The sequence below is a fragment of the Rhodococcus sp. DMF-1 genome, assembly GCF_021441945.1.
GTDB classification, from domain to species: Bacteria; Actinomycetota; Actinomycetes; order Mycobacteriales; family Mycobacteriaceae; genus Rhodococcus; species Rhodococcus ruber.
The window spans coordinates 2,232,851-2,258,658 of record NZ_CP090442.1 but is presented as its reverse complement, the minus strand read 5'-3'; the positions used below and the strand labels follow the sequence as shown (position 1 = coordinate 2,258,658).

At 70.4% G+C, this 25,808-nt stretch carries 22 protein-coding genes and 3 tRNA genes; 18 read left to right on the top strand and 7 right to left on the bottom strand.

Annotated elements, in window-relative coordinates; all coding sequences use genetic code 11:
* Nucleotides 1-35: 35 nt before the first annotated feature.
* The 4 genes from ilvC (at nucleotide 36) to LZP97_RS10360 (ending at nucleotide 5,786) form a co-directional block, all read left to right on the top strand.
* Nucleotides 36-1,037, top strand: a complete 1,002-nt coding sequence (ilvC, locus tag LZP97_RS10375; RefSeq protein ID WP_029540232.1) for a ketol-acid reductoisomerase — start codon at nucleotides 36-38, stop codon at nucleotides 1,035-1,037.
* A gap of 76 nt (nucleotides 1,038-1,113) precedes the next feature.
* Complete coding sequence (locus LZP97_RS10370; protein ID WP_010596567.1) at nucleotides 1,114-2,892, top strand: SulP family inorganic anion transporter; 1,779 nt, start codon at nucleotides 1,114-1,116, stop codon at nucleotides 2,890-2,892.
* 212 nt (nucleotides 2,893-3,104) lie between these two features.
* Entirely contained in the window at nucleotides 3,105-4,697 is a 1,593-nt protein-coding gene (gene serA, locus LZP97_RS10365; RefSeq protein WP_010596566.1) for a phosphoglycerate dehydrogenase, read from the top strand.
* A gap of 78 nt (nucleotides 4,698-4,775) precedes the next feature.
* Nucleotides 4,776-5,786: a 3-isopropylmalate dehydrogenase gene (locus LZP97_RS10360; RefSeq protein WP_010596565.1), complete on the top strand. Its 1,011-nt coding sequence runs from the start codon at nucleotides 4,776-4,778 to the stop codon at nucleotides 5,784-5,786.
* Between the two features lie 45 nt (nucleotides 5,787-5,831).
* On the opposite strand, the gene LZP97_RS10355 is transcribed toward LZP97_RS10360, so the two are convergent.
* Nucleotides 5,832-7,004: an MFS transporter gene (locus tag LZP97_RS10355; RefSeq protein WP_203010804.1), complete on the bottom strand. Its 1,173-nt coding sequence runs from the start codon at nucleotides 7,002-7,004 to the stop codon at nucleotides 5,832-5,834.
* A 114-nt stretch (nucleotides 7,005-7,118) separates the two neighbouring features.
* Here LZP97_RS10355 and LZP97_RS10350 point away from each other — a divergent pair, with 114 nt between their 5' ends.
* The 5 genes from LZP97_RS10350 (at nucleotide 7,119) to LZP97_RS10330 (ending at nucleotide 9,973) form a co-directional block, all read left to right on the top strand.
* Nucleotides 7,119-7,895, top strand: coding sequence for a fumarylacetoacetate hydrolase family protein (locus tag LZP97_RS10350; RefSeq protein WP_017680301.1), 777 nt, complete (start codon nucleotides 7,119-7,121; stop codon nucleotides 7,893-7,895).
* Between the two features lie 68 nt (nucleotides 7,896-7,963).
* On the top strand, nucleotides 7,964-9,436 hold the full coding sequence (gene gltX, locus LZP97_RS10345) for a glutamate--tRNA ligase (RefSeq protein WP_010596560.1): 1,473 nt from the start codon (nucleotides 7,964-7,966) through the stop codon (nucleotides 9,434-9,436).
* A 162-nt stretch (nucleotides 9,437-9,598) separates the two neighbouring features.
* Nucleotides 9,599-9,670, top strand: a tRNA-Gln gene (locus LZP97_RS10340).
* A gap of 92 nt (nucleotides 9,671-9,762) precedes the next feature.
* Nucleotides 9,763-9,838: transfer RNA gene (locus tag LZP97_RS10335), tRNA-Glu, on the top strand.
* 59 nt (nucleotides 9,839-9,897) lie between these two features.
* Nucleotides 9,898-9,973: transfer RNA gene (locus LZP97_RS10330), tRNA-Glu, on the top strand.
* A gap of 56 nt (nucleotides 9,974-10,029) precedes the next feature.
* Here LZP97_RS10330 and LZP97_RS10325 read toward each other — a convergent pair.
* The 3 genes from LZP97_RS10325 to LZP97_RS10315 are packed head-to-tail and all read right to left on the bottom strand — an operon-like array spanning nucleotide 10,030 to nucleotide 11,529.
* Entirely contained in the window at nucleotides 10,030-10,197 is a 168-nt protein-coding gene (locus LZP97_RS10325) for a DUF5302 domain-containing protein (RefSeq protein WP_010596559.1), read from the bottom strand.
* A gap of 46 nt (nucleotides 10,198-10,243) precedes the next feature.
* Nucleotides 10,244-10,786: a pyridoxamine 5'-phosphate oxidase family protein gene (locus LZP97_RS10320; RefSeq protein WP_010596558.1), complete on the bottom strand. Its 543-nt coding sequence runs from the start codon at nucleotides 10,784-10,786 to the stop codon at nucleotides 10,244-10,246.
* A 41-nt stretch (nucleotides 10,787-10,827) separates the two neighbouring features.
* Entirely contained in the window at nucleotides 10,828-11,529 is a 702-nt protein-coding gene (locus tag LZP97_RS10315) for an IclR family transcriptional regulator (protein ID WP_010596557.1), read from the bottom strand.
* A 129-nt stretch (nucleotides 11,530-11,658) separates the two neighbouring features.
* Here LZP97_RS10315 and leuC point away from each other — a divergent pair, with 129 nt between their 5' ends.
* The 3 genes from leuC (at nucleotide 11,659) to LZP97_RS10300 (ending at nucleotide 14,607) form a co-directional block, all read left to right on the top strand.
* Nucleotides 11,659-13,077 carry a 3-isopropylmalate dehydratase large subunit gene (gene leuC / locus LZP97_RS10310; protein WP_010596556.1) on the top strand — a complete coding sequence of 473 codons (1,419 nt, stop codon included), beginning with the start codon at nucleotides 11,659-11,661 and terminating at the stop codon, nucleotides 13,075-13,077.
* A gap of 26 nt (nucleotides 13,078-13,103) precedes the next feature.
* Nucleotides 13,104-13,700 (top strand): 3-isopropylmalate dehydratase small subunit, encoded by a 597-nt coding sequence (leuD, locus tag LZP97_RS10305; RefSeq protein ID WP_048770800.1) that lies wholly within the window; start codon nucleotides 13,104-13,106, stop codon nucleotides 13,698-13,700.
* A 169-nt stretch (nucleotides 13,701-13,869) separates the two neighbouring features.
* Nucleotides 13,870-14,607, top strand: coding sequence for an HU family DNA-binding protein (locus LZP97_RS10300; RefSeq protein ID WP_048770802.1), 738 nt, complete (start codon nucleotides 13,870-13,872; stop codon nucleotides 14,605-14,607).
* A gap of 130 nt (nucleotides 14,608-14,737) precedes the next feature.
* On the opposite strand, the gene LZP97_RS10295 is transcribed toward LZP97_RS10300, so the two are convergent.
* From LZP97_RS10295 to cofC, 3 genes are read right to left on the bottom strand one after another with little or no spacing between them, the layout of a single operon-like run.
* Entirely contained in the window at nucleotides 14,738-15,676 is a 939-nt protein-coding gene (locus tag LZP97_RS10295; protein ID WP_010594219.1) for an NUDIX hydrolase, read from the bottom strand.
* 8 nt (nucleotides 15,677-15,684) lie between these two features.
* On the bottom strand, nucleotides 15,685-17,901 hold the full coding sequence (locus tag LZP97_RS10290; RefSeq protein WP_017680309.1) for an RNA degradosome polyphosphate kinase: 2,217 nt from the start codon (nucleotides 17,899-17,901) through the stop codon (nucleotides 15,685-15,687).
* Between the two features lie 50 nt (nucleotides 17,902-17,951).
* Nucleotides 17,952-18,662: a 2-phospho-L-lactate guanylyltransferase gene (cofC, locus tag LZP97_RS10285; protein ID WP_048770805.1), complete on the bottom strand. Its 711-nt coding sequence runs from the start codon at nucleotides 18,660-18,662 to the stop codon at nucleotides 17,952-17,954.
* A 116-nt stretch (nucleotides 18,663-18,778) separates the two neighbouring features.
* On the opposite strand from cofC, the gene LZP97_RS10280 reads away from it, so the two are divergent.
* The 6 genes from LZP97_RS10280 (at nucleotide 18,779) to LZP97_RS10255 (ending at nucleotide 25,795) form a co-directional block, all read left to right on the top strand.
* On the top strand, nucleotides 18,779-19,777 hold the full coding sequence (locus LZP97_RS10280; protein WP_010594222.1) for an NAD(P)H-dependent glycerol-3-phosphate dehydrogenase: 999 nt from the start codon (nucleotides 18,779-18,781) through the stop codon (nucleotides 19,775-19,777).
* A gap of 4 nt (nucleotides 19,778-19,781) precedes the next feature.
* Nucleotides 19,782-20,903, top strand: a complete 1,122-nt coding sequence (locus LZP97_RS10275; protein WP_026137647.1) for a cystathionine gamma-lyase — start codon at nucleotides 19,782-19,784, stop codon at nucleotides 20,901-20,903.
* 49 nt (nucleotides 20,904-20,952) lie between these two features.
* A complete protein-coding gene (locus LZP97_RS10270; protein WP_026137648.1) occupies nucleotides 20,953-22,059 on the top strand; it encodes a D-alanine--D-alanine ligase family protein in 1,107 nt (368 codons plus the stop codon).
* A gap of 30 nt (nucleotides 22,060-22,089) precedes the next feature.
* Nucleotides 22,090-23,394 carry a glutamate-5-semialdehyde dehydrogenase gene (locus LZP97_RS10265; RefSeq protein WP_010594225.1) on the top strand — a complete coding sequence of 435 codons (1,305 nt, stop codon included), beginning with the start codon at nucleotides 22,090-22,092 and terminating at the stop codon, nucleotides 23,392-23,394.
* A gap of 66 nt (nucleotides 23,395-23,460) precedes the next feature.
* Nucleotides 23,461-24,342: an AAA family ATPase gene (locus LZP97_RS10260; RefSeq protein WP_003937011.1), complete on the top strand. Its 882-nt coding sequence runs from the start codon at nucleotides 23,461-23,463 to the stop codon at nucleotides 24,340-24,342.
* A 1-nt stretch (nucleotide 24,343) separates the two neighbouring features.
* On the top strand, nucleotides 24,344-25,795 hold the full coding sequence (locus LZP97_RS10255; protein WP_048770808.1) for a vWA domain-containing protein: 1,452 nt from the start codon (nucleotides 24,344-24,346) through the stop codon (nucleotides 25,793-25,795).
* The last annotated feature ends 13 nt before the right edge of the window (nucleotides 25,796-25,808 follow it).

The window sequence follows — 25,808 nt, the reverse complement described above, 5'->3', positions numbered from 1 at the left end:
ATTTGCTGAGAGAGGTAACAACTGTGGCAGTCGAGATGTTCTACGACGACGACGCCGATCTGTCGATCATCCAGGGCCGCAAGGTCGCGGTGATCGGCTACGGCAGCCAGGGACACGCGCACTCGCTGAGCCTGCGTGACTCGGGCGTCGAGGTGCGCATCGGCCTGAAGGAGGGCTCGAAGTCGCGGGCCAAGGCGGAGGAGGCGGGCCTGGCGGTCGGCACTCCGGCCGAGGTCTCCGAGTGGGCCGACGTCATCATGGTGCTGGCGCCCGACACCGCGCAGGCGTCGATCTTCACCGAGGACATCGCGCCGAATCTGAAGGACGGCGACGCGCTGTTCTTCGGCCACGGCCTGAACATCCACTTCGGTCTCATCGAGGCACCGGAGTTCGTCACGGTCGCGATGGTCGCCCCGAAGGGCCCCGGCCACCTGGTGCGCCGGCAGTTCGTCGACGGCAAGGGCGTGCCCGCGCTCATCGCCGTCCACCAGGACCCGAAGGGGGAGGGCCAGGCGCTGGCGCTGTCCTACGCCAAGGGTATCGGCGGCACCCGCGCCGGCGTCATCAAGACCACCTTCAAGGAGGAGACCGAGACCGACCTGTTCGGTGAGCAGGCCGTGCTCTGCGGTGGCACCGAGGAACTGGTCAAGACCGGTTTCGACGTCATGGTCGAGGCGGGCTACGCCCCGGAGATGGCGTACTTCGAGGTGCTGCACGAGCTCAAGCTCATCGTCGACCTCATGTACGAGGGTGGCATCGCCCGCATGAACTACTCGGTGTCCGACACCGCGGAGTTCGGTGGCTACCTCTCCGGCCCGCGTGTCATCGACGCCGGCACGAAGGAGCGCATGAAGGAGATCCTGAAGGACATCCAGGACGGCACCTTCGTCAAGCGTCTCGTCGCGAACGTCGAGGGCGGCAACAAGGAGCTCGAGGGCCTGCGTAAGCAGAACGCCGAGCACGGCATCGAGGTCGTCGGCAAGCAGCTGCGCGACCTGATGAGCTGGGTGGACCGGCCGATCACCGAGACCGCCTGATCGGATCCCGCCGCTTCGACGGCCCGGCACCGCTGTGGTGCCGGGCCGTCGGCGTTCCCGGGTGGATAATGCCCTGATGTCCTGGGGTCTGGGAAAGCTGCCGGGGGTCGCCGTTGCCCGCACCTACCGGCGGGAGTGGCTGCGCCCCGACCTCACCGCCGGTCTGGCGCTCACCGCGCTGCTCGTCCCCGCGGGCATGGGCTACGCGACGGCGGCCGGCCTGCCCGCCTACGCCGGGTTGTACGCCACGATCGTCCCGCTGCTGGTGTACGCCCTGCTGGGGCCGTCGAAAGTGCTTGTGCTCGGTCCCGATTCGGCCCTCGCGCCGCTCATCGCCGCGGCGGTGCTCCCGCTCGCCGCGACCGGCGATCCACAGGAGGCCCTGGCCCTCGCGGGAGTCCTGGCCCTGCTCGTGGGTGTGATCCTCGTCGCCGCCGGTTTCCTGCGGCTCGGCTTCGTCACCGAACTGCTGTCCAAACCGATCAGGCTCGGCTACCTCAACGGCATCGCGCTGGTCGTCGTGGTGGGGCAGCTGCCGACACTGTTCGGCTTCGCGATCGACGAACCGGGTCTGCCCCAGGACCTCGCCGCGATCGTCCGCGCGGTCGCCGCGGGTGACGTCGACCCCGTCGCCACCGCCGTCGGGGTGACGTCCCTGGTGGTGATCGTGGCGTTCCGCCTCCTGCGGGCGCGCATCCCGGGTGTCCTGGTCGCCGTGGCCGGAGCGTGTGGGGTGTCCGCGCTGCTGGGCCTGACGGAGCGGATCGCCATGGTCGGGGCGCTGCCCTCCGGGTTGCCGGCACCGTCCGTGGCCGCGGTGAGCTGGGCCGACGTGCTCGCGCTGCTCGGCCCGGCAGCCGGCATCGCGCTCATCGCGTTCGCGGACACGGGGGTGCTCTCGCGGACCTTCGCGGCCCGCCGCGGCGACGACGTGGACGGCAGTACCGAGATGAAGGCCATCGGCGCCGCCAATGTCGCGACCGGTCTGTTCGGGGGATTCCCCATCTCGGCCAGCTCGTCCCGCACGCCCGTCGCCGAGCAGAACGGCGCCCGCACCCAGCTCGTCGGGGTGGTCGGCGCCGTCGCTGTCCTGCTGTTCGTGCTGCTCGCCCCCGGCGTGACCGCCTATCTGCCCGAGGCGACGCTCGCAGCGGTCGTCCTGGTCGCGGCCTCGGCGCTCATCGACGTGCGCGGGGTGGTCCGCATGTGGCGGATGAGCCGGATCGAGGCCGGCCTCGCGGCGGCGGCCTTCCTCGGGGTGGCGCTCGTCGGAGTTCTGGAGGGGATCCTCGTCGCTATCGGCCTCTCGTTCGTCGCCGTCGTGGGGCACGCATGGTCGCCGTACCGCACCGAGCTCGTCGAGCTCACCCGTGTCGCGGGCTTCCACGACATCAACCGTCACCCCGAAGGGCATCGCATCCCCGGTCTGCTGCTGGTGCGGTTCGACGCCCCCCTGTTCTTCGCCAACGGTTCGATCTTCGACGACTACGTCCGCTCGCTGGTCGCGCAGTCGCCCGAGCCGGTCGAATGGGTCGTGATCGCTGCCGAACCGATCACCGGTCTCGACACCACCGCCGTCGACGAACTCGTCGACCTGGACCGATACCTCGCAGGCAGGAAGATCCGCCTGGCCTTCGCCGCCATGAAGGGGCCCATCAAGGACCGGCTCGTACAGTTCGGGGTGGGGGACCGGTTCACCCCCGACCGCTTCTATCCCACTGTGCGGACAGCGGTCGTCGCCTTCCGGCACCGCGCGTCGTCGCCGTCCCCGGAACCCGCGCCGCGCGGTAACCCCGATCACACCGCGGGTCGCGTGTCGAAGTCGCTGCCGCGCAAGAGGAATCGTCGGCGCTGAGCTCCCGCACCCGGTACCGGCCGGCGCGTGCCGCCGACCGGGCGCTGCCCCGGCCGGCACGCCCGTCGCGAAATCCACTGCGCCTCGCAGGGTGGCGGTCCGGAAGAGACACGTACGCACTAAACTGAGCCGGGTCACGGCTGCTTCGCGCACCTCGGGGTGCGGCGCCGTCGACGACCCGTCAGACAAACCAACCACAGGGGAGTTCGCACGTGAGCCAGAATGGCCGTCCCGTTGTCCTGATCGCCGACAAGCTGGCGCAGTCGACCGTCGATGCGCTCGGTGACGGCGTCGAGGTGCGCTGGGTCGACGGCCCGGACCGTCCCGCGCTGCTCGCGGCGGTGCCCGAGGCGGACGCCCTGCTGGTCCGTTCGGCGACCACGGTCGACGCCGAGGTCCTCGCCGCCGCCACGAAGCTGAAGATCGTCGGTCGCGCCGGCGTCGGCCTCGACAACGTCGACATCCCGGCCGCCACCGAACGCGGTGTGATGGTCGTCAACGCTCCGACGTCCAACATCCATTCGGCCGCCGAGCACGCCGTGGCGCTGTTGATGGCCACGGCCCGGCAGATCCCCGCCGCCGACCGCACGCTGCGTGAGCGCACCTGGAAGCGGTCGAGCTTCAACGGCACCGAGATCCTGGGCAAGACCGTCGGCGTGGTCGGCCTGGGCCGGATCGGACAGCTGTTCGCCCAGCGCCTCGCCGCCTTCGAGACCCACGTCATCGCCTACGACCCCTACCTGCCGCCGGCCCGTGCCGCCCAGCTGGGGATCGAACTGGTCGACATCGACGAGCTGATCGAGCGCGCCGACTTCATCTCCGTGCACCTGCCCAAGACCAAGGAGACGGCGGGGCTGATCAACGCCGAGCGGCTCGCGCGGGCCAAGGACGGCGTCATCATCGTCAACGCCGCCCGCGGTGGTCTCATCGACGAGGACGCCCTCCACGACGCCCTCGTCTCCGGCAAGGTTCGGGCCGCCGGCCTCGACGTCTTCCACTCCGAACCCTGCACGGACTCGAAGCTGTTCGACCTCGACAACACCGTCGTCACCCCGCACCTGGGCGCCTCCACGACCGAGGCCCAGGACCGCGCCGGCACCGACGTCGCCAAGAGCGTGCTGCTGGCTCTGGCCGGCGAGTTCGTCCCGGACGCCGTGAACGTCTCCGGCGGTCCGGTCGGCGAGGAGGTCGCACCGTGGCTCGAGCTCGTGCGCAAGCTCGGTCTCATCGCCGGCACGCTGTCGCCGGAGGCGGTGCAGAACGTGCAGGTCGTCGCCAGCGGTGAGCTGTCCGCGGAGAATGTCGAGATCCTGGGCCTCGCGGCACTGCGCGGTCTGTTCTCCGCCAGCAGTGACGAGCCGGTCACCTTCGTCAACGCCCCGGCCCTCGCCGAGCAGCGCGGCGTCAGTGTGGAGGTCGACAAGCACAGCGAGGCCTCCACGCACCGCAGCGCGGTGGAGGTCCGCGCCGTGGCCGCCGACGGACTCGTCACCACAGTCACCGGCGCGCTGACCGGCCTGCAGCAGATCGAGAAGATCGTCAACATCAACGGCCGCAGCTTCGACCTGCGTGCCGAGGGCCACAACCTCGTCGTCCACTACGAGGACCGGCCGGGCGTGCTCGGGGTCCTCGGCACGGTCCTCGGCAACGCCGGGATCGACATCCAGGCGGCGGCGCTGAGCCAGGACGTCGAAGGACCCGGCGCCACGGTGATCCTGCGGGTCGACCGGGTCGTCGGCGACGCCGAGGTCGCCCAGATCGTGGAGCAGCTCGACGCCCGCGTCGCGCAGGTCGACCTGTCCTGAACCACCCCGCTGTACCCGATGGCCGCGATCGTCGAACACGGTCGCGGCCGTCGTCGCGAAGAGGAAGAGAGTGTGTCCATGAAGCTAGCGGTCATTCCCGGTGACGGCATCGGTGTCGAGGTCACGGCAGAGGCCCTCAAGGTGCTCGGGACGCTCGTCCCCGACCTCGAGACCACCGAGTACGACCTCGGCGCCCGGCGGTACAACGCCACCGGGGAACTGCTCCCGGACGCCGACCTGGCGGCGATCCGCGCGCACGATGCGATCCTGCTCGGCGCCATCGGCGACCCCTCCGTCACCCCGGGCGTGCTCGAGCGGGGTCTGCTGCTGAACATGCGGTTCGCGCTCGATCACCATGTCAATCTGCGGCCGTCGCGGTTGTACCCCGGGGCGAGGTCCCCGCTCGCGGCCCAGCCGGAGATCGACTTCGTCGTGGTGCGGGAGGGCACCGAGGGCCCCTACACCGGCAACGGCGGTGCCATCCGCGTCGGAACCCCCCACGAGATCGCCACCGAGGTCTCGATCAACACCTGGTTCGGAGCCGAACGCGTCGTGCGGTACGCCTTCGAGCTCGCGCAGAGCCGCCGCAAGCACCTCACCCTGATCCACAAGACCAACGTGCTCTCCAACGCCGGTGCCATCTGGACGCGTGCGGTCGAGACGGTGGGCGCGCAGTACCCGGACGTCGAGACGGCCTACTGCCACATCGACGCCGCCACCATCTACATGGTCGACGACCCGGGCCGGTTCGACGTGATCGTGACCGACAACCTGTTCGGCGACATCGTCACCGATCTCGCCGGTGCGGTCACCGGGGGCATCGGACTGGCGGCCAGCGGCAACATCGATGCCTCCGGCACCAACCCGTCGATGTTCGAGCCGGTCCACGGCAGCGCCCCGGACATCGCGGGCAAGGGTATCGCCGACCCGACCGCGGCGATCCTGTCGGTCGCCCTGCTGCTACGCCACCTCGGCCGGCCGGACGAGGCGGCCCGGGTCGAGCGTGCGGTCGAGGCGGACCTCGCCGCCCGCGGCGCGGGTCCGATCGTGACCACGGAGGTCGGCGACCGCATCGCGGCCGCCCTCTGACCCCGTCCCGGTGCGGCCTCCCGGCGTCCGGGAGGCCGCACCGGCTCATTTGCGGGGGACCAGGGGCACCGCGGCGGCCGGGATCAGCGCGGCGAGCGCGAACGCCGCGGGAAAGCCGGCCAGTGCGATGAGCCCGCCGAACGCGGGACCCACGCACGCCGCGGCGACGAACTGGCCGGTGTTCTGGATGCCCAGCGCGCGGCCACCCCAGAACGGTCCCGCGATCTCGGCGACCGCGGTGAAGGCCAGGCCGTTCGGGGCCACCGTCGTCACCGAGGCCACGATCAGGAGCGCGACGGCGACGGCCGAGTCGGTGAGCGAGGCGGCCGCGAGCGCGGCCATGGACAGCACCACCGAGAGCGCCACGAGCCGCAGCGGCCGCAGGCGGCTGCCGACCCGGTCGGACCACCCGCCGGCGGCGACGCGACCCAGCGCACCGAGGAACTGCGCGGCGGTGATGACCAGGCCCGCGGCGGACTCGGTCCAGCCGCGCTCGGAGATCAGCCACACCAGCGCATAGGTCCACACCACGTACTGCGGCACCACCAGCAGGACCGACGCCGCGTGGATCCGTTGCAGCGACCGCCCGGCGCGGTAGGGGTTGTCGAGCAGGCCGAGTTCGGCGGCCCGGGCGCGTTCCGGCCGCGGTGGATCGACGATGCCGATCGCGCACGCTACCGCGGCGACGGCACACACCGCGGCGGCGAAGGCCAGGGCCGAGCCGATTCCGTGGTCGCGCGCGAGCGGAGGAATGGCCAGTGCGGCGACGGCGACGCCGAGCGGCAGCGACATCTGCCGGATCCCCATGGCGAGACCGCGCTGCTGCGGTGGGAACCAGCCGACGACGACGCGGCCGCTCGCGGCGTTGGCACTCGCCGCGGCGGCGCCGCCGAGGGCCAGCATGAGCGCGAGCATCGGCGCTGTCCCGCTGGCGGCGGCCGCGGCCGCGGCCGCCGCGGCCAGTGCGAGTCCGACGGCCAGGACCCGCCGCTCGCCGTACCGATCGGCCAGGGCACCCCATGCGACGAGACTGAAGACGACTCCGAATAACGGTGCGGCGGAAAGTGTTCCGGCCTGTGCAAGCGTGAGGCCCCAGTCCTCGTGCAGCGTGGGGATGAGGAAGGCGGCGCCGTTGACGAGGACTGCCTGAGCCGCCTGCGCGAACACGCCGAGCGCCAGGATGACCCAGCGCCGCGCGCCGATGTCCCGAACCGTCATGTCATCTCACTATCTGAAACAAGAATCCCGTAGAGTGAACTTCTGTGTGGGAGCCTATACCTGGGCGACGTGGTCCGCAGGGCTGCGGGCGGCGGCACGGATAGACTCCCCGGCATGCGCCTTGGTCGAATTGCCAGCCCGGACGGTGTCGCCTTCGTCAGCATCGAGGGGGAGGGGGACGCCGCGATCGCGAAGGAGATCGCCGAACATCCTTTCGGCACCCCGACCTTCACCGGCCGCAGCTGGCCGCTCGCCGACGTCAGGCTCCTGGCGCCGATCCTGGCGAGCAAGGTGGTCTGCGTCGGCCGCAACTACGCTGCCCACGCGGCCGAGTCCGGCAACGAGGTCCCCGACGAGCCGGTGATCTTCCTCAAGCCGAACACCTCCATCGTCGGCCCGGGGGCGCCGATCGTGCTCCCGCCGAGCAGCAACCTCGTCCACCACGAGGCCGAACTCGCCGTCGTCATCGGCCGCCCCTGCAAGGACGTTCCGGCCGCGAAGGCGCTCGACGTCGTCCTCGGCTACACGGTGGCCAACGACGTCTCGGCGCGTGACCATCAGCAGCAGGACGGACAGTGGACGCGGGCCAAGGGGCACGACACGTTCTGCCCCCTCGGGCCCTGGATCGAGACGAACATCGATCCCACGGATCTCGAGATCACCGCGCAGGTCGACGGACAGACGCGTCAGCGGAGCCGAACGTCGTTGATGGTGCACGACATTCCGAAGCTGATCGAGTGGGTCTCGGCGGTGATGACCCTGTTGCCGGGCGATGTGATCCTCACCGGCACCCCGGAGGGCGTCGGACCGCTCGTCGACGGCGACACCGTCTCGATCACCGTCGAGGGCATCGGCACGCTGACCAACCCGGTGACCGCCAAGCGCAGGTAGGCCGCGGCTTCGCGATCGGCCGGGACTAGCCTGGAGGGGTCTTTTCGATCCCTCGACCCGAGTGAGCCATGACCAACAGCGAAGTACGCGTTCGTTTCTGTCCGTCCCCGACCGGAACCCCGCACGTGGGCCTCGTGCGCACCGCCCTGTTCAACTGGGCTTTCGCCCGTCACCACGGCGGCACCTTCGTGTTCCGCATCGAGGACACCGACGCCGCCCGCGACACCGAGGAGTCGTACCGGGCCATCCTCGACGCGCTCCGGTGGCTCGGGCTCGACTGGGACGAGGGCCCCGAGGTGGGCGGCCCGTACGAGCCGTACCGGCAGTCGCAGCGGCGAGACCTGCACCTCGACGTCGTCGCCCGGCTGCTCGACGCGGGCGAGGCGTACGAGTCGTTCTCCACGCCGGAAGAGGTCGAGGCGCGCCACCGCGCTGCCGGCCGCGACCCGAAGCTCGGCTACGACAACTACGACCGTGACCTGACCGCCGAGCAGCGGCAGGCGTACCGCGAGGAGGGGCGCAAGCCCGTCGTGCGCCTGCGCATGCCCGATCACGACCTGACCTGGAACGATCTGGTCCGCGGTGAGACCACGTTCAAGGCCGGCACCGTGCCCGATTTCGCACTGACCCGCGGCAACGGCATCCCGCTCTACACCCTGGTCAACCCCGTGGACGATGCCCTCATGCGGATCACCCACGTGCTGCGGGGCGAAGACCTGCTCTCGTCGACGCCGCGCCAGCTCGCCCTCTACGAGGCGCTGCAGCGCATCGGCGTGACCGATTTCACGCCCGAGTTCGGTCACCTGCCGTTCGTGATGGGTCAGGGCAACAAGAAGCTCTCCAAGCGCGACCCCGAGTCCAACCTGTTCATCCACCGCGACCGCGGCTTCATCGCCGAGGGCCTGCTCAACTACCTCGCGCTCCTCGGCTGGGGGCTGGCCGACGACCGTGACGTCTTCTCGCTCGACGAGATGGTGGCCGCGTTCGACATCGCCAAGGTGAACTCGAATCCGGCGCGGTTCGACCAGAAGAAGGCCGACGCCATCAACGCCGAGCACATCCGCCTGCTCGAGCCGGGCGACTTCACGGCACGGCTGAAGTCGTTCCTCGTGGAGCACGGCCGTATCACCGCGGACGTCGACGACGCCCGGTTCGCGGAGGCGGCCGAGCTGGTCCAGACCCGCATCGTGGTGCTGTCGGACGCGTGGGACCTGCTGAAGTTCCTCTACGTCGACGAGGCCGACTTCGTCCTCGACGAGGCGGCCGCAGCCAAGAACCTCGGTCCCGACGCCGCGCCCGTGCTCGATGCGACGATCGCTGCGGCCGGTGGCGTGGCCGAGTGGAAGGCGGCGTCCCTCGAGGAGGCCCTCAAGGCCGCGCTGATCGACGAGCTCGGCCTCAAGCCTCGCAAGGCCTTCGCGCCGGTGCGCGTGGCCCTCACGGGCTCGCACATCAGTCCGCCGCTGTACGAGTCCATGGAACTGCTCGGCCGGGACGTCTCGCTGGCGCGTCTGCGTGCCGCCCGCGCCCGCATCGCCTGAGCCGGTCCGGGCCCGGCGGCGGGATCGCCCGTGACCGGGCCGGGCCGGATTTACCCGGCCTGACCAGGCGATTTGTAATTGGGGGCACCGATGGTGCTAACCTTCTTCTCGGTTCGGAACGGAGGCCGCACCGCCGCGAGGCGGGTCTCCGGAACAAGCCATTGGGGTATGGTGTAATTGGCAACACAGCTGATTCTGGTTCAGCCATTCTAGGTTCGAGTCCTGGTACCCCAGCGTCTGCCCGGTGATTTTGTCACCGAGCCTCGGCCGGTTAAGCTGGCTGAGCCTCCGCCGCAAGGTGGGGGAGTACCGGAGAAGAAGTTCCTGGCCCCGTCGTCTAGCGGCCTAGGACGCCGCCCTCTCAAGGCGGTAGCGCGGGTTCAAATCCCGTCGGGGCTACCACGGAAGGCCCTTCGATCGCGAGTTCGAAGGGTGTTCTTCTCCGAGCAGTGAAAGTTCCTGGCCCCGTCGTCTAGCGGCCTAGGACGCCGCCCTCTCAAGGCGGTAGCGCGGGTTCAAATCCCGTCGGGGCTACCAAACGAAGGTCCCTGCCGATCCACGGATCGGCAGGGACCTTCGTCGTTCTGCGCTCGTCAACCACTCTTGCGCCGGAAATTGCGGCGGTGGTCGGCGCTGCCGTGCGGCGCCTGCGCCTTGGCCCTCCCGTCGAGATGGTCCGTGCCGCGGCGGGCGTGCTGATTCTTGCGTTCGAGGGCTGCGCGGAACTGCTCCGCGATCCGCTCCTCGTTCGGCTCGTGCATCGCTGTCTCCCTTCCCCACCCGGTACTCGGCCGGGCCATCGGGAATCTAACCCGGCAGCCCTGCGTCTGTCGCGCGGTTTTCCAGCGATTCGAACAGGTACGGCGCGGTGCTGCCGCCGATCGGCATGGCCGCCAGTCCCAGCTTGCGGTGATCCCAGGACCGGGTTCGTTCCGCGACGACGCGCACCGCGACACGCTTGTGCATCATCTGCTCGATCGCGGGACGCACGTCCTCGGTGTACGGGCCCGTGTAGCGCTCCCACACGCTCCGGCACACGCGGAACAGCACGTCCCGGTCCTCGACCACCTCGGCATGCCCCTCCAGGGAGACTCCGCGCAGCGTGTCGTACGTGTGGCCGTCCTCGACGAGCGCGCTGATCCGGTTGTCGCGCCGCAGATTGACCGCCTTCTGCGACTTCAGCTTCGTCTCGAACCACATCTCGCCGTCGAGCACGGCGTACCACATCGCGACGAGGTGGGGGAGGCCGCCGGGGCCGACGGTGGCCATCGTCGCGACGCGGCTGCGGCCGAGGAAGTCGCCGATCTCGGCGTCGGACATCGTGATCTGTGCGCGCTGGTGGGTTCCCATCCGTGCACTGTGGCACAGGAGCCGGCGGATGCGACAGCCTTCTAGAGCCGCTTGTGCAGGGCGTCGGCGGCCGCGAGCAGGTCCGCGGCCCACCGCGCTCCGGGCCGGCGGCCCATCCGGTCGACGGGTCCCGAGACGGAGATGGCGGCGACGACCGAACCGGAGGCATCGCGCACCGGTGCGGCCACCGAGGCGACGCCGGGTTCGCGTTCGGCGACGCTCTGCGCCCAGCCCCGGCGACGCACCTCGGCGAGCACCCGCTCGCCGAATGCGGCCTCCGGCAGGATCGCCCGCTGCGTCGCGGCGTCGGCCCAGGCGAGCAGGACCCGCGCGCCGGACCCGGCAGTCATCGGCAGTCTCGCACCCACGAGGACGGTGTCGCGCAGACCTGTCGGTGGTTCGAGTGCGGCGACGCATACCCGGTGCGTGCCCTCCCGCCGGTACAACTGCACGCTCTCCCCGGTGATCTCGCGCAGCCGCGGGAGAACGAGCGAGGCCGCATCGACGAGCGGGTCACCCGCGCCCGCGGACAGTTCGGCCAGGCCGGGGCCCGGTCGCCACTGGCCGTCGCCGTCGCGCGCGAGCAGCCGGTGCACTTCGAGCCCGACCGCGAGGCGGTGGGCAGTGGCGCGGGGTAGTCCGGTGCGAGCGCACAGTTCGGTGAGGTTGCACGGTTGCCGAGCCACCGCGTGGAGGACCGCCATGGCTTTGTCCAGCACTCCGATCCCGCTATGCTGTCTCATAGGTCGATACCTCCGTCTCGCATAATGGGAAGCATAGCCCACGCGGAAACCGGCGGGGACGACAGTATTCGCGGCCCGGGACAGCCCGAGAACGGGAACCGCGTTCGTCACGTACGACAGGTGGAGAAGATGGCTGGAAAGACTCTGGCGGAGAAGGTGTGGGACCAGCACGTGGTCGTGCGCGGTACGGGAGAGGGGGCGGCACGGCAGCCGGACCTGATCTACATCGATCTGCATCTCGTGCACGAGGTCACGAGCCCGCAGGCGTTCGACGGACTGCGGCTGGCGAATCGGCCCGTGCGGCGCCCGGACCTGACCATCGCGACCGAGGACCACAACGTGCCCACGGTCGACATCGACAAGCCCATCGCCGACCCCGTCTCGCGCACCCAGGTCGAGACGTTGCGCCGCAACTGTGAGGAGTTCGGCATCCGGCTGCATCCGATGGGGGACGTGGAGCAGGGCATCGTCCACGTCGTCGGACCACAGCTCGGACTGACGCAGCCGGGCACGACGGTGGTGTGCGGCGACAGTCATACCTCCACCCACGGCGCCTTCGGTGCCCTGGCGATGGGTATCGGCACCAGCGAGGTCGAGCATGTGCTGGCGACCCAGACGCTTTCGCTGCGCCCGTTCAAGACGATGGCGATCACCGTCGACGGCGAACTGCCCCCCGGCGTCTCGAGCAAGGACCTGATCCTCGCCGTCATCGCCGAGATCGGCACCGGCGGCGGCCAGGGCTACGTGCTCGAGTACCGCGGCGAGGCCATCCGGAAGCTGTCGATGGAAGCGCGGATGACCATCTGCAACATGTCCATCGAGGCGGGCGCCCGGGCCGGGATGATCGCACCGGACGAGATCACCTACGAGTTCCTGAAGGGCCGCCCGCACGCCCCGCAGGGCGCGGACTGGGACGCCGCGGTGGCGGCGTGGGAGCAGTTGAAGACCGACGAGGATGCGGTTTTCGACGCCGAGGTCCGCATCGACGGGTCGGCTCTGACGCCCTTCGTCACGTGGGGCACCAACCCGGGGCAGGGCGCGCCCCTCGGTGCGTCGGTGCCCGATCCGGCGGCGATGGCGGACGAGAGCGAGCGCCTCGCGGCCGAGAAGGCACTGCGGTACATGGGACTCGAACCCGGGACGCCGCTGCGGGAGGTGCCCGTCGACACCGTCTTCGTCGGGTCGTGCACCAACGGCCGGATCGAGGATCTGCGGGCCGTCGCCGACGTCCTGCAGGGCCGCACGGTCGCCGACGGTGTCCGCATGCTCGTCGTGCCCGGATCGATGCGCGTTCGTGCCCAAGCCGAAGCCGAAGGTCTCGGTGAGATATTCACGGCCGCAGGGGCGGAATGGCGTCAGGCCGGCTGCTCGATGTGCCTGGGCATGAATCCGGACCAGTTGGCACCGGGTGAGCGCTGCGCTTCGACCTCGAACCGGAACTTCGAAGGCCGCCAAGGCAAGGGCGGACGCACCCACCTTGTCTCGCCTCAGGTCGCGGCGGCGACTGCGGTGCGCGGCACTCTCTCCGCTCCGGCGGATCTGGACTAGGTCACGGAACCGAAGGAGAATTTTCGATGGAAGCCTTCACCACTCACAAGGGAATCGGCGTCCCGCTGCGCCGGTCGAACGTCGACACCGATCAGATCATCCCTGCGGTGTACCTGAAGCGAGTCACTCGAACCGGATTCGAGGACGGGCTGTTCGCCGCGTGGCGCACGGATCCGTCCTTCGTGCTGAACACCCCGCCGTTCGACCGGGGCAGCGTCCTGGTGGCCGGCCCGGACTTCGGCACCGGGTCCTCGCGCGAGCACGCCGTGTGGGCGCTGTCCGACTACGGTTTCCGCGTCGTCATCTCGTCCCGCTTCGCCGACATCTTCCGGGGCAACGCCGGCAAGGCCGGATTGCTGGCCGCGCAGGTCGAACAACCGGACGTCGAATTGCTCTGGAAGCTCATCGAACAGCAGCCGGGGCTGGAGCTCGAGGTCGATCTCGACGCTCGTACCGTGACCGCCGGAACCACCGTGGTGCCGTTCAGCATTGACGACTACACCCGGTGGCGGCTGTTGGAGGGTCTCGACGACATCGGACTCACGTTGCGCCAGGTAGAGGCGATTTCCGAGTACGAAAACGCAAGGCCTTCTTGGAAACCACGAACCCTTCCGGCGCCCTGATCGAGCCCTCGAATCGGGCCTCGGCGGGCCGGATCCGACTGCACGTCCGGATCCGGCCCGCCGGCAATTTGCATGAGAATTGGCGTGGCACATAGACTCTTGCCCGTTTGCGGGTCTACCGTGGACTCGAGTCGGTCTGACGGTGGACCGTAATGTGCGGAGGAATGCAATGAACAAGGCAGAGCTGATCGATGTTCTGACCGAGAAACTCGGTTCGGACAGGCGCACAGCAACGGCGGCCGTGGAGCACATGGTCGACGCGATCGTGCGTGCAGTGCACTCGGGCAAGAGCGTCACCATCACCGGATTCGGTGTCTTCGAGCAGCGCCGCCGCGCAGCCCGGGTCGCGCGCAACCCGCGTACGGGTGAGACCGTGAAGGTCAAGCCGACGTCGGTGCCGGCCTTCCGCCCCGGCGCTCAGTTCAAGGCGGTCATCGCCGGTTCGCAGAAGCTCCCCGCGACGGGTCCGGCCGTCAAGCGCGGCGCGGCTGCGGCGGCCAAGAAGACCGCGGCGGCGAAGAAGACCGCCGCCAAGAAGACCGCGGCGGCGAAGAAGACCGCCGCCAAGGCCGCTCCGGCGAAGAAGACCACGGCGGCCAAGGCTCCGGCCAAGACCACCGCGGCGAAGAAGACCACCGCGGCGAAGAAGACCACGGCGGCCAAGGCTCCGGCCAAGACCACCGCGGCGAAGAAGACCACCGCGGCGAAGAAGACCACGGCGGCCAAGGCTCCGGCCAAGACCACCGCGGCGAAGAAGACCACCGCGGCGAAGAAGACCACGGCGGCCAAGGCTCCGGCCAAGACCACCGCGGCGAAGAAGACCACCGCGGCCAAGAAGACCACCGCGGCGAAGAAGACCACGGCGGCCAAGAAGGCACCGGCCCGCAAGGCCGCCGCCAAGAAGTAGCCGTTCCGGCACGGCGCGGGTCCGGAAGACCGTCGCCGAGAAGGGGCGCCGCCGAGAGCGGCGCTACCGCCCGGATCCCGTCCGTTCGGCGGCCATCGGGGAGATCTCCCCGATGGCCGCCGACGCGCGTTCAGGCGGCGCCGGGGGGCAGTGGGCTGTCGATGTGGTCCACTGCGACGAGCCGGTCGCCGGCCAGCGACAGGACCCAGGTGCTGCCCTTCCGGTTACGCGTGTTCGGCGCGACCACCCCGTCGTGCTCGGCCCACCATCGCACCAGGTCCGGAATCACCTTGCCCTGGCTGCAGATCACCGGCACGCCACCGCGCTGGGCGAGCTCGAGTGCCCGCTTGCGTCCGAGTTGCGGATCGGCGCCGTATTCCTCCTCCGTCAGGGAGGGCTCGACGGCGACCTCGACCCCGAGCCGGTCCGCGAGCGGTTGCACCGTCTGCACACAGCGCGCCCGGTCCGCGGCGACCACGCTGTCGGCGCCGAACGCGAGCAGTTGAGGCACGAGGGCCTGGGCCTGGGCGCGGCCCGCCGCGTCGAGGGGCCGGTCCCGATCGTCGCCGCGGTGGTTCTTGCGGCTGCCGGCCTTCGCGTGCCGCACGATCAGCACCGTCGCCGTGTCCGGCGGCAGGGCCTGGAAGCGCCGCAGCACCGTGTGGTCCATCGGGTACGACAGGGCCGCGTAGGCGTCGTCGGGTGCGAGCCAGCGCAGTTCGTCGACCTCGTCGTTCGGGACGAACCGGCCGCTGCATGCCGCGGCGGCCCAGTAGTCCACTCGCTTGAGCTTCCGGTGACCCGGAACCGGGTAGGTGACCTTGCCGAGAGACCGGCCGAGGCGCGCGGAAATCCCGGTCTCCTCCTCGATCTCGCGTACGGCGGCGACGACGGGAGTCTCGCCGGGATCGAGCTTGCCCTTGGGGAAGGACCAGTCGTCGTAGCGCGGCCGGTGCACGACGGCGATCTCGATACGGTTCCGGGCGGTCGGGTTCCTTCGCCACAGGACGGCCCCGGCGGCGAAGATGTTGGCTCGCATTGCGTTGTCGGAAACGGGGGACACCGACATCCTTCCGATCAGGAGCTGCGGCTGCGCATGAGCTCTTCTTGGTGGTCGCGGGCGGCGGTTCCCGGTGCCGGCGACGCGAGCCAGGTGCCGTCGGCCCGCAACGTCCAGCACCGGGTCGCCGGATCGAGCGCCGACTCGAAGATCGAGTCGAGTTGCGCAGCCAGCCGGGGATCCTTCACCTGGGCCATCACCTCCACCCGGCGGTCGAGGTTGCGATGCATCATGTCTGCGCTGCCGATCCAGATCTCGTCGGCCGCCCGGAAATGCAGGACGCGCGAATGCTCCAGGAATCTTCCGAGAATGGATCGCACCGTGATGTTCTCACTGAGCCCCGGCACTCCGGGCTTGAGCGCGCAGATGCCGCGCACGACGATCTCGACCGGTACCCCGGCGCGGGAGGCACGGTACAGCGCGTCGATGACCTGTTCGTCGACGAGCGCATTGGCCTTCAGGCGGATCCCGGCGTCGCGTCCGGCCTGGTGGTGCTCGATCTCGGTGTCGATCCGTTCGATGATGCCCGACCGCACGCCGTGCGGGGCGACGAGCAGGTTGCGGTACTTCGCCTTCCGCGAGTACCCGGTGAGAGTGTTGAACAGGTCGGTCAGGTCCGCGCCGATCTCCGGTGCCGCGGTGAGCAGACCGACATCCTCGTACAGACGCGCAGTCTTCGGGTTGTAGTTGCCGGTGCCGATGTGGCAGTAGCGGCGGATGAGCGAGCCCTCGCGGCGGACCACGAGGCACGTCTTGCAGTGGGTCTTGAGACCCACCAGGCCGTACACCACGTGCACGCCGGCCTGCTCCAGCTTGCGGGCCCACTTGATGTTCGCCTGTTCGTCGAAGCGTGCCTTGATCTCCACCAGCGCCACCACCTGCTTGCCGGCCTCCGCCGCGGCGATCAACGCGTTGACGATGGGGGAGTCGCCCGAGGTGCGGTAGAGGGTCTGCTTGATGGCGAGCACCTGGCTGTCGGCTGCGGCCTGCTCGATGAACCGCTGCACGCTGGTGGAGAAGGAATCGTAGGGGTGGTGCACCAGCACGTCGCCCTCGCGCAGCGTCGAGAACACGCTCTTGGGGGTCTCGCGCTCGCCGAAAGCGGGGTGGGTGGCCGGCACGAACGGCCGGTCCTTCAGATCGGGCCGGTCGACGTCGTGCACCTGCCACAGACTCGACAGGTCCAGCAGTCCCGGCAGCTGCACCACGTCGGCGGGATCGACGTCCAACTCGCGCAGCAACAGTTCGAGCATGTGCTCGGTCATGTCGTCGGCGACCTCGAGGCGCACCGGGGAACCGAAACGGCGACGGGCGAGTTCCCGCTCGAGTGCCTGCAGGAGGTCCTCGTCGCGGTCCTCCTCGACCTCGAAGTCGGCGTTGCGGGTGACCCGGAAGGCGTGGTGCTCGACGATCTCCATCCCCGGGAACAGCACGTCGAGGTGTGCCGCGATGAGTTCTTCGAGCGGAAGGAATGCGTCGATCTCGTCCGGTGAGCCGTCCCGCCGGACCCGCACGAAGCGATCGACGTTGTCGGGCACCTTGACCCGAGCGAAGTGCTCGCCGGCGGACTGGCGATCCTTCACGGTGACAGCGAGGTTGAGGCTCAGCCCGCTGATGTACGGGAACGGGTGCGCCGGATCGACCGCGAGCGGGGTCAGAACCGGGAACACCTGCTCGGCGAAGTGAGCGGTCAGGCGCTGCTTCTCGTCGTCCGCCAGATCGTCCCACCGGATGATCGAAATGCCTTCGGCAGTCAGAGCGGGCAGGACCGAGTCGAGGAAGACGAGGGCGTGGCGGCGCGCGATCTCCTGGGTGCTGCGCGCGATGAGCGCGAGTTGCGCTCGTGGCGACAGCCCGTCGGCGGAGCGGACCGACAAGCCGGTCTCGGCGCGACGCTTGAGGCCGGCGACGCGCACCATGTAGAACTCGTCGAGATTCGAAGCGAAGATGGCGAGGAACTTGGCGCGTTCGAGCAGCGGCAGCGACGTGTCCTCGGCCAGCGCGAGCACCCGCGCGTTGAAGTCGAGCCAGCTCAGTTCGCGGTTGAGGTAGCGGTCCGGGGGCAGACCGTCGGCGACGGCCTGCAGCGTCGTGGCGGCGGGCGGGGCGCTCGGCGCCGAGGCCGAACGGGTAGCGGTCGCACCGTCGAGGCCGCCTCCTCCGTCGCCGGATGCCCCGGCGAACCCGGGAGGGTCGGTGTCGATGCGCTGGTCCGTGGAATCGCCGTGTTTCACACGTCGATCATCCCTCAGTTTCGGAACGGCGGACAATCCGTCGGCGTCCGTCACCCGAAGTCGGGATGACGAACAGGCATCGGCCATCCGATCCGTCCGAGCGCCGACGCCGTCGCGGGCCCGACGCCCTGCACCGTCGCGGCCTCGAGGTCGGCGACGGTGTCGACGTCGAGCCGCAGCCCGGGCCAGTCCCCGGGTAGGGGGCGGGCGCCCGCCCGCACGTGACGGTGCGCCGAATCGGGACCGAACAGCGGGACGAGGGGTCCGGGCGTGCAGTGCAGCAGCGCCGAGGTGCCGGTGCCGGTGTGGTCCACGACGACCGCCCGGCCGGCCTCGCGTGCCGCGGACAGCGCCGCGGACAACTCGGCGGGCCGCAGCGCCGGCAGGTCCGCGTGCAGCGCGATCAGATCCACGCCCGGCTCGCGGGAGCGCACCCGGTGGGCGGCGGCGGCGAGCGCTGCGTTCAGTGGATCGACGGAGGCGGGATCGACGGAGGCGGGATCGACGGATGCGCCGGCCGTGCAAGCCGCCGGGGGATCGGCGAGTGTGTGCGCGCCCGCGCCGAGGGCGAGCGCGGCGACGTCGGCGTCGGTGGTGATGACGGTGACGGCGAGCCCCTCGACCGCCAGCGCCGCGTGCAGGGTGTCGGCGAGCATCGCGAGCACCAGGGCGGCTCGGTCGCCGGGGTCGAGGACGTGCGCGAGCCGCGACTTCGCCAGGCCGAGGGCCTTGACGGGAATCAGCACGTGCGCGGTGGTCATGGTCGTCGATTCTGCCAGTCGGCGGCGACGGCGGTCGCGGGCGCGGGCGGTGGGCGATACTGGAGCAGCCGCGGCGCTGGTCTGCGGACGGGATCGGACACGAGTAAGGGGACTGCGTGAGCAAGGCTGCGGTGTTGGGAGCGGGGTCGTGGGGGACGGCCTTCGCCAAGGTGCTGGCGGAGGCCGGAACGGACGTGACGATCTGGGCGCGGCGTGCGGAGGTGGCCGAGGCCATCGCCACCCGGCACGAGAACCCGGACTACCTGCCCGGCGTCGAACTGCCCGCCACGGTGCGCGCCACCGCGGATCATCGCGTCGCTCTCGACGGAGTGGACTTCCTCGTCCTCGCGGTGCCGTCGCAGACGTTGCGCGCGAATCTCGGGGCGTGGCGCGACGACATCGGTCCCGACGCGACCCTGTTGAGCCTGGCGAAGGGCATCGAGAGCGGCACCCTCATGCGGATGAGCCAGGTGATCGCTCAGGTGACCGGCGCCGAGCACGACCGCATCGCGGTGCTGTCCGGACCGAATCTCGCCCGTGAGATCGCCGATCGGCAGCCCGCCGCCACGGTGATCGCATGCTCCGACTCCACTCGCGCTCTCGAGATTCAAAGAGCATGTGCCACTGGTTATTTCAGGCCGTATACGAATACGGACGTGATCGGCTGCGAGATCGGTGGCGCGTGCAAGAACGTCATCGCCCTCGCGTGCGGCATGGCGGCCGGGGTCGGACTCGGTGACAACACCGTCGCCTCCATCATCACTCGCGGCCTGGCCGAGATCACGCGGCTGGGAACTGCCCTCGGCGCCAAGCCGGCCACGCTGGCCGGACTCGCCGGCGTGGGCGACCTCGTGGCCACGTGCACCTCGCCCCTGTCGCGCAACCGGTCGTTCGGCGAGCGGCTGGGACGGGGAGGGACACTCGAGAGTGCGCAGGAGGCCACCCACGGCCAGGTGGCCGAGGGGGTCAAGTCGTGCACCTCCGTCCGGGCGCTGGCGGCCAGTTACGACGTGGAGATGCCGCTCACCGACGCCGTGCACCGCGTCTGCTACGAGGGCATGTCGGTGCCCGAGGCGATCGGACTGCTCCTCGGCCGTCGAGTCAAGCCGGAGTGAGGGCGTGCCGGGGGACTCGACGCGTTGCGTGAAAGCTGTTGCCGCCGAACATGTGCCGGGGGAGCCGCTGCAACCCGGCCCGGTTCTCGCGGCCCCCTACCAGCTCGGGGCGGAGGGCACCGAAACCGACACCTACGCCCGCGCCTCCCATCCGGGCTGGCGGGCCCTCGAATCCGCGCTGGCCGCGCTCGAGGGCGCGGCGGCAGCCCGGGTCGTCGGATCCGGAATGTCGGCGGTCACCGTCGCGCTGCGGTCGCTGAGCCGGGGCGGCGGCACCGTCGTCGTCCCCGCCGACGGGTACTACCAGGTGCGGGCCTACGCGCGCGAATGCCTCGAACCCCTCGGCATCACGGTTCACGAACTCACCTGCGCCCAGTTCGGCGACGGAGGTCTACGCGCGGTCCTCGCCGGTGCTGGTGCGGGCGCGCTCGTGCTCGCCGAGACCCCGTCCAACCCGGGACTGGACGTCGTCGACCTGCGCGCCACCGCGGCACTGTGCCGGACCGCAGGCGCCCTGCTCGTGGTGGACAACACCACCGCCACCCCGCTGGGGCAGCAGCCACTCGCGCTGGGCGCGGACGTCGTCGTCGCCAGCGGCACGAAATCGCTCAGCGGGCACAGCGATCTGCTGATGGGGTACCTCGCCGTGGCCGACGGCGCACTCGTGCCACCCCTCGACCGCGAGCGCCTGCTCTCCGGCACCGTCCTCGGTCCGTTCGAGACGTGGCTGGCACACCGAAGCCTGGGCACCGCCGGGTTGCGCTTCGACCGGCAGTGCGCCAACGCGCTCGCCGTGGCCACGATGCTGCGTGAGCATCCCGCGGTCGGTGGCGTCCGATACCCCGGTCTGGACGACGATCCCGCGCACCCCGTCGCCGCGGCGCAGATGCGCCGGTTCGGGCCGCTGGTGACGTTCCGGCTCGACGACGAGCAGCAGTTCCACCGGTTCGTCGCGGTGAGCGAGCTCGTCACCGCCGCGACCAGTTTCGGGGGCATCCACACCACCGCGGACCGGCGTGCCCGCTGGGGTGATCCCGTACCGCCCGGCTTCGTGCGGTTGTCCTGCGGGATCGAGGACACCGCCGACCTGCTCGACGATCTCGACCGTGCGCTCGCCCGGCGCTGAGCAGGACTCGGATACCGGCCGGGCGGGCGGCACCGGTACGGTTTGTGCCGTGAGCACACCCCGAATCCGGGTGGCCGTCGTCTTCGGTGGCCGCAGCAACGAGCACTCCGTCTCCTGCGTTTCGGCAGGCAGCATCCTGCGCCACCTCGACCCGCAACGCTACGAGGCCGTCCCGATCGGTATCACCACCGACGGCGCCTGGGTGCTCGCCGACTCGGACCCGGAACGGCTCGCCAAGGCGGGCCGCGAACTGCCGACCGTCGACGCGGACGGTTCGGCGCTGGTGCTCACCGCCGATCCCACCCGGGCCGGTGACATCGTCGCCCTCGCCGAGGGCGAGTTCGGCAAGGTCCTCGCCTCCGTCGACGTCGTGTTCCCCGTGCTGCACGGCGCCTATGGCGAGGACGGCACCATCCAGGGGCTGCTCGAACTCGCCGGCGTCCCGTACGTGGGACCGGGCGTCCTCGCCAGCGCCGCCGGGATGGACAAGGAGTTCACCAAGAAGTTGCTGGCCGCGGAGGGTCTGCCCGTCGGATTCCAGGTCGTGCTGCGGCCCGGCACCGCGACCGTCACCGAGCAGCAGAAGCAGCGTCTCGGCCTCCCCGTGTTCGTCAAGCCCGCCCGCGGCGGATCCTCCATCGGGATCAGCCGTGTCGCCGACTGGGCGGCGCTCGATGCGGCGATCGACAAGGCTCGCCGGCACGACCCGAAGGTGATCGTCGAATCCGCGATCGTCGGCCGCGAGGTCGAATGCGGTGTACTGGAGTTCCCCGACGGCGACGTGCGCGCCAGCGTCGTCGCCGAGATCCGGATGCCCGACCCGTCCGGCGATCACGAGGCGTTCTACGACTTCGACACCAAGTACCTCGACGACGTGTGCGAGTTCGACGTGCCCGCCAAGCTCGACGACGACGTCTCCGACCGGATCCGGGACCTCGCGGTCCGCGCCTTCCGCGCCCTCGACTGCCAGGGCCTGTCCCGGGTCGACTTCTTCGTCACGGAGGACGGGCCGGTGATCAACGAGATCAACACCATGCCCGGGTTCACGTCGATCTCGATGTACCCGCGCATGTGGGAGGCCAGCGGCCTCGAGTACCGCACGTTGCTCTCCACCCTGGTCGACACCGCCCTGGCCCGGGGGACCGGGCTGCGCTGAGCCGTCCGGACGCGGACTAGTCTGGAGGCCATGACTGCCGTGACCCCTGACTCATCTGCGACCGTTTCCGGGGACGTCCGGGCGACCGGCGCCGGGGACACCCGCGAGGCCGTGCACGCCGCGGCCCGTCGCGCCCGCGTCGCCTCCCGCCGGCTCGCCCTGCTCACCACCGCGCAGAAGGACGCCGCCCTGCACGCCGCGGCGGACGCCGTGCTCGCCGCGTCCGACGCGGTGCTCGCTGCCAACGCCGAGGACATCGAGACCGCCCGCGCGGCAGGCACCGAGGAATCCCTCCTCGACCGGCTCCGTCTCACCCAGGCCCGGGTCGAGGGCATTGCGGCGGGGTTGCGCCAGGTCGCGGGGCTGCCCGACCCGATCGGCGAGGTCGTCCGCGGCTCGACCCTGCCCAACGGCCTCGAGATCCGGCAGATGCGGGTGCCGCTCGGCGTCGTCGGGATGGTGTACGAGGCCCGGCCGAACGTGACCGTCGACGCCTTCGGGCTGGCCCTCAAGTCCGGCAACGCGGCCCTGCTGCGCGGGTCGTCGTCCGCCGCCCGTTCCAACGCGGCGCTCGTCGAGGCCCTGCGCGGCGCCCTCGCCACGCAGGAACTGCCGGAGGACGCCGTGCAACTGCTGCCGAGCGCGGACCGATCCTCGGTCACGCACCTCATCCAGGCCCGCGGACTCGTCGACGTCGTCATCCCTCGTGGCGGCGCCGGCCTGATCTCCGCCGTCGTCCGCGACGCCACCGTGCCCACCATCGAGACGGGCGTGGGCAACTGCCACGTGTACGTGCATGCGTCGGCCGATCCGGAGATGGCCGAGAAGATCGTGGTCAACGCCAAGACCCGCCGGCCCAGCGTGTGCAACACCGCCGAGACGATCCTGGTGGACAAGGCCGTCGCCGACGACGTCGTGCCCCGGCTGCTGCAGGTACTGCGCAGCCACGGCGTCACCGTGCACGGCGACCTGCCCGGCCTCGAACCGGCCACCGAATCGGACTGGGCCGACGAGTACCTGAGCCTCGACGTCGCGCTCGCCGTCGTCGACGACCTGGACGCGGCCGTCGCGCACATCGACCGGTACGGCACCGGGCACACCGAGGCCATCGTCACCTCCGACCTCGCCGCGGCCCGTGAGTTCTCCGCGCGGGTCGATGCCGCAGCCGTCATGGTCAACGCTTCGACGGCGTTCACCGACGGCGAGCAGTTCGGGTTCGGCGCCGAGATCGGCATCTCCACCCAGAAGCTGCACGCCCGCGGCCCGATGGGACTGCCGGAACTCACCTCCACCAAGTGGGTGGTCTGGGGCGACGGCCACACCCGGCCGGCCTGAGGTCGGCCCGACGGCGTCGACGAGACCCCGCACCCCGACCGGCCTGCCCCGACGAAAGGACACAGCGTGGACCGTGCGCTGCCGACCACCCCGCCGATCTTCGCCGACGTCGACGAGGTGATCGACCGCCTCGCCGAGACGGGATACCTCGCCGACAAGGCCACCGCCACCGCGGTGTTCCTCGCCGATCGCCTCGGCAAGCCGCTGCTCATCGAAGGCCCCGCCGGGGTGGGCAAGACCGAGCTGGCCCGGGCGGTGGCGCAGACCTCCGGCGCCGAGCTGGTGCGGCTGCAGTGCTACGAGGGGGTCGACGAGTCGCGGGCGCTCTACGAGTGGAACCACGCCAAGCAGATCCTGCGGATCCAGGCCGGTACCGACCACTCCTGGGACGCGACCAAGCAGGATGTGTTCTCCGAGGAATTCCTTCTGCCGCGCCCGCTGCTGACGGCCATCCGCCGGGAGGACCCGACGGTGCTGCTCGTCGACGAGGTCGACAAGGCCGACGTGGAGATCGAGGGTCTGCTGCTCGAGGTGCTCAGCGACTTCGCGGTCACCGTGCCCGAACTCGGCACCATCAGCGCCACCCGCAAGCCCTTCACCGTGCTCACCTCGAACGCGACCCGCGAGTTGTCCGAGGCCCTCAAGCGACGCTGCCTGTTCCTGCATCTCGACTTTCCCGATGCCGACCTCGAGCGCCGCATCCTGGCGAGCCGGGTTCCGGAGCTGCCGGAGGCGGTCGCCGAGCAGCTCGTCCGCACGGTCCGGGTGCTGCGCGGCATGCAGCTCAAGAAGCTGCCGTCGGTGGCGGAGACGATCGACTGGGGCCGCACACTGCTCGCCCTGGGCCTGGACACCCTCGACGACGCGGCGGTCCGGGCCACGCTCGGCGTGATCCTCAAACACCAGTCCGATCAGCTGCGGGCCGCGGCCGAGCTGCGGTTGAACTGACATGGCCGGGGCACGCCCGCCGCTGCGGGACCACGGGCCGTCGGCGCCGCACGGGCTGCCCGGCCACCTCGTCGGGTTCGTCGAGGCGCTGCGCCGCCGCGGCATCCCCGTAGGACCGTCGGAGACCGTCGACGCCGGCCGGGTCATCTCGGTGCTCGACCTGCTCGACCGCGACGCCCTGCGCGAGGGGCTGGCGTGCGCTCTGCTGCGCCGGCCCACCCATCGGCCGACCTTCGACGCCCTGTTCGACCTGTGGTTCCCGGCAGCGGTGGGACGCCGCGAGGCCGGCAGGATCGATCCGACGCTGCCACGCACCCCGGACGGCGAGATCGATTTCGAGGCGCTGCGGGACCTGATCGCCGAGATGCTCGCCGACGACTCCGCCGAGGCGTTCGAGCTCGTCGAGTTGCTGACCGCGCAGATCGTCGAGGAACTGGGCCAGTACACCTCGGGTGACAAGTCGTCGTTCTCGGCGTACCAGGCCCTGCGCCAGGTCTCGCCCGAGACACTGGTGTCGAAGATCCTCGAGGGACTGCTCGGCAATGCCGGTCCCGAGGAGCGGGCTCAGGACACCGAGTACGCCACCGAGGTGGCCCGCCGCACGGCAGCGCGCCGGGTGGCGGACTTCCGGGCGATGGTCGAACGCGAGACGCGGCGCCGCACCGCCGAACAGGTCGGACGCGACCGCGTCGCCACGTACGGGGTGCCCAGACTGGCCGAGGAGGTCGACTTCCTGCGAGCCACCGACGCCGAGCTCACCGCGCTGCGCCGCAGCGTCACCCCGCTGGCGCGGCTGCTCGCGAGCCGGCTCGCCGCGCGCCGGCGACGGGCCCGCGCGGGGGCGATCGACCTGCGCCGGACCCTGCGCAAGTCGATGTCCACCGGCGGAGTGCCCATCGACCTCGTCAATCGCAAGCCACGCCCCGCCCGTCCGGAGCTCGTGGTGCTGTGCGACGTCTCCGGATCGGTCGCCGGCTTCTCCCACTTCACGCTGCTGCTCGTGCACGCCTTGCGCGAGCAGTTCTCCCGCGTCCGGGTGTTCGCGTTCATCGACAGCACCGACGAGGTCACTCACCACTTCTCCGCCGGCGCGGATCTCGGGGTCGCCATGTCGCGGATGCTGCGTGAGGCCGAGCTGATCGCCTACGACGGCCACTCCGACTACGGTCACGCGCTCGGCGTGTTCACCGAGCGGTACGCGCACAGCCTCACCAGCCGCAGCTCACTGCTCGTGCTCGGCGACGCACGGACCAACTATCGCGATCCCAACCTCGCCGCGCTCGAACACCTGGTGGCCGTTGCCCGGCACGCCCACTGGCTCAATCCGGAACCACGCGGCCAATGGGGAGCCGGAGATTCGGCGGCCGAGGTGTACCGCGAGGTGATCACGATGCACGAGTGCCGGTCCGCACAGCAGCTCGCGCAGGTGGTGGCGGCCCTGCTGCCGGTGTGAACCCGTAAGCTGG

Bases quoted from the DNA above. Each gene is read 5' to 3' on its own strand.
- LZP97_RS10360 (WP_010596565.1), top strand. From the start codon at position 4,776: ATGAAGCTAGCGGTCATTCCCGGTGACGGCATCGGTGTCGAGGTCACG.
- leuD (WP_048770800.1), top strand. From the start codon at position 13,104: ATGGAAGCCTTCACCACTCACAAGGGAATCGGCGTCCCGCTGCGCCGG.
- LZP97_RS10355 (WP_203010804.1), bottom strand. From the start codon at position 7,004: ATGACGGTTCGGGACATCGGCGCGCGGCGCTGGGTCATCCTGGCGCTC.
- LZP97_RS10320 (WP_010596558.1), bottom strand. From the start codon at position 10,786: ATGGGAACCCACCAGCGCGCACAGATCACGATGTCCGACGCCGAGATC.
- cofC (WP_048770805.1), bottom strand. From the start codon at position 18,662: ATGACCACCGCGCACGTGCTGATTCCCGTCAAGGCCCTCGGCCTGGCG.
- LZP97_RS10300 (WP_048770802.1), top strand. From the start codon at position 13,870: ATGAACAAGGCAGAGCTGATCGATGTTCTGACCGAGAAACTCGGTTCG.
- LZP97_RS10295 (WP_010594219.1), bottom strand. From the start codon at position 15,676: ATGTCGGTGTCCCCCGTTTCCGACAACGCAATGCGAGCCAACATCTTC.
- leuC (WP_010596556.1), top strand. From the start codon at position 11,659: ATGGCTGGAAAGACTCTGGCGGAGAAGGTGTGGGACCAGCACGTGGTC.
- LZP97_RS10350 (WP_017680301.1), top strand. From the start codon at position 7,119: ATGCGCCTTGGTCGAATTGCCAGCCCGGACGGTGTCGCCTTCGTCAGC.
- LZP97_RS10370 (WP_010596567.1), top strand. From the start codon at position 1,114: ATGTCCTGGGGTCTGGGAAAGCTGCCGGGGGTCGCCGTTGCCCGCACC.
- ilvC (WP_029540232.1), top strand. From the start codon at position 36: ATGTTCTACGACGACGACGCCGATCTGTCGATCATCCAGGGCCGCAAG.
- LZP97_RS10325 (WP_010596559.1), bottom strand. From the start codon at position 10,197: ATGCACGAGCCGAACGAGGAGCGGATCGCGGAGCAGTTCCGCGCAGCC.
- LZP97_RS10265 (WP_010594225.1), top strand. From the start codon at position 22,090: ATGACTGCCGTGACCCCTGACTCATCTGCGACCGTTTCCGGGGACGTC.
- LZP97_RS10315 (WP_010596557.1), bottom strand. From the start codon at position 11,529: ATGAGACAGCATAGCGGGATCGGAGTGCTGGACAAAGCCATGGCGGTC.
- gltX (WP_010596560.1), top strand. From the start codon at position 7,964: ATGACCAACAGCGAAGTACGCGTTCGTTTCTGTCCGTCCCCGACCGGA.
- LZP97_RS10255 (WP_048770808.1), top strand. From the start codon at position 24,344: ATGGCCGGGGCACGCCCGCCGCTGCGGGACCACGGGCCGTCGGCGCCG.